Source organism: Clostridium sp. (assembly GCF_036569345.1).
Taxonomy (GTDB): Bacteria; Bacillota; Clostridia; order Clostridiales; family Clostridiaceae; genus Clostridium_AD.
The window spans coordinates 1-5,636 of record NZ_DATCQT010000192.1; the positions used below are offsets into that span (position 1 = coordinate 1).

The 5,636-nt window shown below is 26.6% G+C and carries 13 protein-coding genes; all 13 read right to left on the reverse strand.

What is annotated here, in order from left to right; translation table 11 throughout:
- Nucleotides 1-149: 149 nt before the first annotated feature.
- Nucleotides 150-419, reverse strand: a complete 270-nt coding sequence (locus tag VIM70_RS20450; protein WP_331947634.1) for a hypothetical protein — start codon at nt 417-419, stop codon at nt 150-152.
- Nucleotides 420-512: 93 nt separating this feature from the next.
- Nucleotides 513-695: a hypothetical protein gene (locus VIM70_RS20455; RefSeq protein WP_331947635.1), complete on the reverse strand. Its 183-nt coding sequence runs from the start codon at nt 693-695 to the stop codon at nt 513-515.
- Between the two features lie 30 nt (nt 696-725).
- Nucleotides 726-908: a hypothetical protein gene (locus VIM70_RS20460; protein WP_331947636.1), complete on the reverse strand. Its 183-nt coding sequence runs from the start codon at nt 906-908 to the stop codon at nt 726-728.
- Between the two features lie 26 nt (nt 909-934).
- Nucleotides 935-1,111 (reverse strand): hypothetical protein, encoded by a 177-nt coding sequence (locus VIM70_RS20465; protein WP_331947637.1) that lies wholly within the window; start codon nt 1,109-1,111, stop codon nt 935-937.
- A gap of 212 nt (nt 1,112-1,323) precedes the next feature.
- Nucleotides 1,324-1,509 carry a hypothetical protein gene (locus VIM70_RS20470; RefSeq protein WP_331947638.1) on the reverse strand — a complete coding sequence of 62 codons (186 nt, stop codon included), beginning with the start codon at nt 1,507-1,509 and terminating at the stop codon, nt 1,324-1,326.
- Between the two features lie 53 nt (nt 1,510-1,562).
- Entirely contained in the window at nt 1,563-1,823 is a 261-nt protein-coding gene (locus tag VIM70_RS20475) for a hypothetical protein (protein WP_331947639.1), read from the reverse strand.
- A 92-nt stretch (nt 1,824-1,915) separates the two neighbouring features.
- The gene (locus tag VIM70_RS20480) at nt 1,916-2,461 is read right to left on the reverse strand and encodes a RusA family crossover junction endodeoxyribonuclease (RefSeq protein ID WP_331947640.1); all 546 of its coding nucleotides are present in this window, start codon (nt 2,459-2,461) and stop codon (nt 1,916-1,918) included.
- Nucleotides 2,462-2,594: 133 nt separating this feature from the next.
- Nucleotides 2,595-3,566 carry a site-specific DNA-methyltransferase gene (locus tag VIM70_RS20485; RefSeq protein WP_331947641.1) on the reverse strand — a complete coding sequence of 324 codons (972 nt, stop codon included), beginning with the start codon at nt 3,564-3,566 and terminating at the stop codon, nt 2,595-2,597.
- Nucleotides 3,567-3,592: 26 nt separating this feature from the next.
- Complete coding sequence (locus VIM70_RS20490; protein WP_331947642.1) at nt 3,593-3,805, reverse strand: hypothetical protein; 213 nt, start codon at nt 3,803-3,805, stop codon at nt 3,593-3,595.
- A 1-nt stretch (nt 3,806) separates the two neighbouring features.
- Entirely contained in the window at nt 3,807-4,040 is a 234-nt protein-coding gene (locus VIM70_RS20495) for a hypothetical protein (RefSeq protein WP_331947643.1), read from the reverse strand.
- A gap of 35 nt (nt 4,041-4,075) precedes the next feature.
- Complete coding sequence (locus tag VIM70_RS20500) at nt 4,076-4,297, reverse strand: hypothetical protein (RefSeq protein ID WP_331947644.1); 222 nt, start codon at nt 4,295-4,297, stop codon at nt 4,076-4,078.
- Nucleotides 4,287-4,493: a hypothetical protein gene (locus VIM70_RS20505; RefSeq protein ID WP_331947645.1), complete on the reverse strand. Its 207-nt coding sequence runs from the start codon at nt 4,491-4,493 to the stop codon at nt 4,287-4,289. Before VIM70_RS20505 ends, VIM70_RS20500 begins: the two co-directional genes overlap by 11 nt.
- 112 nt (nt 4,494-4,605) lie before the next feature.
- Nucleotides 4,606-5,379: a site-specific DNA-methyltransferase gene (locus VIM70_RS20510; RefSeq protein WP_331947646.1), complete on the reverse strand. Its 774-nt coding sequence runs from the start codon at nt 5,377-5,379 to the stop codon at nt 4,606-4,608.
- Between the last annotated feature and the right edge of the window lie 257 nt (nt 5,380-5,636).

Consider the following 5,636-nt stretch of genomic DNA (forward strand, 5'->3'; position numbering starts at 1 on the left):
TTTATTGTTCTTGTAAATTATTATTACTTTTAATAAACTCCTTCTTAATTGATATGTACGTTATATTTTATGCAGGGTGTGACCTAATGTGTGACTATTTATTTTATATTATCTTATTTTCTTAATAAAATTTCAATTTTATACACTTATTACAATTTTAAAGATAACTCGACCATTTTATTATTTGCTTTTTCTATAATTATATTTTGCCTTAAAATTAAATCTTTAATTAACATGCTTCTATATCCTGCTACATCTCTATCAATTGGTATCATTATATAATATCCACTCGTTGTACCTATATCACCAAAGTAATCACCACTATGAATATTCGCACTATAATTAGCCTTATATTCTGTATCTAACTTTTCTATTATTTCTTCTCCATCATATAATATCCAAAACTTTTTATATTTCATAATAATTTCCTCCTCTTATATTATTATTTTCAATGTCTATGAAATTCTGATAAATTACTGTTTGTTTGTGTATCTCTTGTAATGAATATCATTTTATTTTACTTCTTTTAAAGGACAATCTCTATGGCATCCTTCTTCAGGACATTTAGGCATACTACCTAAAGCAGAACATCCTATAACTGTTTCACCATTTAAATCAAGTCCTTTTGTTCTGCTTAGCATACATCCGTAACAATTTGGCTTATCTGTAAAGCTTAACTCTAAAATATATTTCATTAATAAAATCCTCCTTTCGCAAATCTTATATTAAACTTTCATATTTCCATCATAATCAAACTCTTCACATTTTAATACATTTTGAAAGTATGCACTCATTGATTCTGCATTACTAAATTCACATTTTTTAATATATTGCCCAAGGACTTCTTTTAATTCCTCATCCGACAATCTTGATAGAACATTTCCGATATGTTTATTTGTCGTATCCATATAAATTCCTCCTCTCAAAACTTATACTATTTTATATCATCAGATTGATATATTACATCCATAACATTAATTGAAATAACCTCTATTTGTGTATATTTTTCTTTATTTTCATCTAACCATTCTGTTGCATCTTCATTATTCTCTAACCAGTCAAAACTATAATTATCTCCGTCAAAATATGTTGCTAATATTGTATGATCCATTTTTAATTCCTTCTTTCATAAAATTTATTTTTCTATATTATACCATATGAATCTTTTAAAACTTATATTTTAATATATTAATAATCCAAATTAGTAAATCACTACACAATAACTTTTAATATTATCACTTCCTAAACTTATACTATTTTAATTTTCTGAATGAAATCCAGATTCTATTGTTTTATTAAGTCGAATTTTTTTGTATTGTGACTTTAGCTTTTTTCTAAAGTAGAATTTATTGTAATCTCGTATTCTGCTCTGTCCATGTCTATATTATCTTCTATCATTTCTCTAATGTTATTATCCATGTCATTTTTTTGTGTAATGCTATCTTTATCTGTATTTATATTTTCTGTAATTTTAAAGGTTATATTTGCTTTATATATTATCTTTGTCATAGTTACCTCCTTCACAATATTCTCATATTACGTCTATTAGAATACTTTATATATTATTGTATCATTACTTTCATTTTCATTATTTCCATATTGACCACTTGGCTCATATAATACACACTCCAAGGGCAATTAGTTATTGTAGCTTTCAATCCTATTTCAGTTAATCCATTTAACTCTGATTTATCAAGCTTATTAAGTTTTTCATTAAGTTGTGTAATCATATCATCATTAGTTATATTTTTTAAATAACTTTGTAAATATAAATCATCATACCAAGTGAATTTCTTTTTAATTTCCTGTGATAAGTTATTCATATAATTTCTCTCCTTATGTAAATATTTTCTACTCTTTTATTATAATCCTTATTTTGTTAATTGTTAATACATTTTATATCTTTTTATTGTTATTATTTTAATTTAATTTTCAGGCAAACTTTATTAAGTCTTTCTTCTTCTGTAGCCATTGGTATCTCTTCTTTTATTCTACTTTCCATCGCATTCTTATATACTGAGCAACCGCCTTTCAATCCTATCTTATTACCTTTCTTACATTTACTACAATATGTATTAACGAAAGTATCATATTCTGATTTGTCGTTGAAAATGCCTACTCTTGGTGATGCGTATATTTTTACTTCTGCCCTTGCGTTCTCACTATCATAATAGATATTTGCATCTTTCACCATGCTAATATTATCATCTTCCCATATAAGTCCATTTAGATTTGTTATCGCATCCAAAAATGTCTTGAAATAATTATTGCTGTCCATATTTGTCTTTGGAAAGAAAAATGTCCATTCAGTCATAACAAAATATGGCTTAGTTTCAAATTTAAACTCTTGTTTTATTATCTCCTCTTTTATTAGTTTGACCATATTCTTTTTAAACTTCTTAGCTTCAGCTGTTTCATACATCATTGCCATAGCGAATGGTTTCCCACCTTTATATTTCATTATGCCTCGTGGTTTCATGTATTCGTTGTTAATTGATGGGGGTATTGGTATCGTTAATCTTAATACATCTGAAATTATTCTCAGCTCCTCTCTATTCTATATCTTAAATACTTCTTATTGAATTACAATAATTTTATATTATTATATTTATCAATCTCTCTTTAGTAATCTCACAATACTTTTCTTCTTTCTCTATGCAAATCCATTTTCTATGTAATTCTTCGCATGCCACTGCTAATGTTCCTGAGCCACTAAAACAATCTAAAACTGTGGCATTTTCATTGGAACTGTATAATATTATATTCTTTATTAAATCCAATGGTTTAGGAGTGCAATGACCTCGTTTCTTTGCTATTTCGTAATTCCATACGGAATGATGTGTTTTTTGATTATTAAATGTATATCTTAAATTTTCGTATTCTTGTAGTAATGATTCATAACTATATTCACCTATTAGTTTGCATATTAATTCCCAGTCACTTTCTGTAGGTATATTCTTACCTTTAATTATATTGGAACACCAACCAGTAGGATTGCCATTCTTGGATATTTTAAGTTTTCTAAAATCCATTTCCTTTAGGTTTAATTCTTTCATTTGTTTTTTAATTACTTTAGAATATGGTGTCTCAATAAACTTGCCTTGAAAAGTATAATATAGACAATATTCAGCCATTTTCTGATAGTTTCTTAACATTTTAGGTTCGATGAATCCTTGTAAAAATCCTTCATTTTTTGCACCTTTAAATTTTTTATTCCATACTATTAATTGTTTAAAAATGAAATTACTATTCTTATTTAACCAGTACTGTAATTCAACCATTTGCATAAAATCATTATGAAAGAAATAGAATGAACCATTATCCTTTAAAACTCTCTCGCATTCTTTGAATACCTCACCCATAAACTCCACATATTCAGTGACTGTTTTCCATGTATCCCAGTCTGCTTTATTGATATTATATGGTGGGTCAAGGCAAATTAGATTTATTGACTTATCAGGAATTAATTTTAGTTTTTCCAAGCAATCTCCTTGAAGTAAAAATCCATTATTTGTTGAACAGTATATATCAGTACGTTCTTTTAGACTTGATATTAAATTTTTCAAATGTTTACTCCTTTTATATTATTATTCTATGATTTATATATTACTTTAGTTATTTCTCTTCCTTCTTTAATTCCATTCCTAAAAGCTAAATCCAATTCCTCATTATGTTTATTAATAATATCTCCTATAAACTCTTTATCCAAATTATCCACTAATGCAATTACTTCTTTAGTATCAACATCATATATAACTCTATGTACCTCATTGTATATCTTCTGCATTTCCTGATTCCAACTCATATTAATTCTCCTTAATTACTGTAGCAATACACTCGTAAGTTTTATATTCTACAAAGTTATTATAAATTTCTTGTTTAGCTTTATATCCATTTTTTAATGCAGATATTAATATTTCATCTGTATTCATTTCTGCTCTATATCCTGCATCAATTGATTTCTTGAAAGTAGCATCTGTTTGATATAATCCCATAAGTTCCTCATCGTCATTTAATAAAGTATAAATTCCCATTTCCATATTATAATCTCCTTTTTATATGTATTATTTTATTGTTATACTAATTCATAAACTTTGCATCCCATTAATTCAAAATCAAACTTGTTATCAATATTTATATATTTGAAATCTTCTGAAACCAATACTCTTTTAGCATTATAACAATTATATTTAACTTTTCTTATTTCGCCTTGAGCGTAGCAATTACCAACATACCAAACTTCTGTATTTTCAGGTAACTCAATTACTTGTTGATGTGAGAGCAAATTACCTTTCAAGTTCTTCATCCGCTTTTAACATACTGATTATTTCATAGTTTCCTTCTGCGAAGAATTTTTGTAGATATTCGTTTATATGAGAGCTTAAATCTCCTAATTCACTAACCTTAGCATCATATATAATTACAAACTTTACATCTTCTATTCCACTGTCATGTGGGATTGTAAGTACCTTATATGTAATTAAAAATTTCATTGATAAAACCACCTTTTTTATATTATTTTTATTTATTGTTTTTGTTAAAGTTATTATTTCTAATTCCTTAATATTATTATAATCCTAATTCTTTCCATTGTCAAGATATTTTTTATATTATTGTTAAGTTATTTATTAATCTTTCTTTACTAATTTCGATTGCTCTTTTATTTATATCACACATTATGTATTTTCTATTTAACTCTTTAGCTACTGCTCCCGTTACTCCACTGCCACAAAAAAAATCTGCAATGACATCCCCTTTATCGCTACTTGCTTTAATTATTCTATTTAACAACGCTTTAGGTTTTTGAGTATTATATCCAACGTACTCTTTATTAGCAGGATTAACTATACATTTAATATCTGCCCACCAATCTGTCATAGGAGTCCCTAACTCTAATCTATCGGATTTGTCTTCGCCTCTATGTTTATTTAATAATCTCTTTGCACTATTATCATTATAAGGCTGATATTGTGTATTAAATCTAAATTTATCACTTTTACTATAGAATAATATATTATCGTGTTTTTTGTTAAACTGTTTCTTAGTAACCCCACCACCATTGTAGCACCATATTATTTCATTTCTAAAGTTCTCATATCCGAATATATCATCCATAATGCAACGTATCCAATGACTGATTCTATAATCCATTTGTAAGTATACTGAGCCTGTGTATGCCAATATACTATGCATTTCTTTTATTCTAGGTATGTAGAAGTCTTCAATAACTTTTTTAATAGGTTTTAAATCTTGATAATCAGCAAATTTCTTACCTGTTCCAAAAAGAATATCTGAGTAAATTAAATCTATTGAATTATCGTCAATCTGTCTCATTAATTCTAGATTATCCATACAATAACATTTATTTAATTTTACCATTATTGTTTCTCCTTATATATTATTATATTTGTGTTTTCATGAATGGAGCTATTACTTGTCTGTAGAGGTTGTGAAAAACATTAAAATCAGTATTTTATTTAGTTATGTCGTACTGTATCGTGCTGTATTTGTATTACGCAACTAACTTATGCTGTTTATTCTCGGTAAAATAATATCATCTATATATTTTTCACTTGTCTCTGTAGCTATGTAATCAATCTTATTTTCTATACAATTAACAATTTCTGTACCACTTC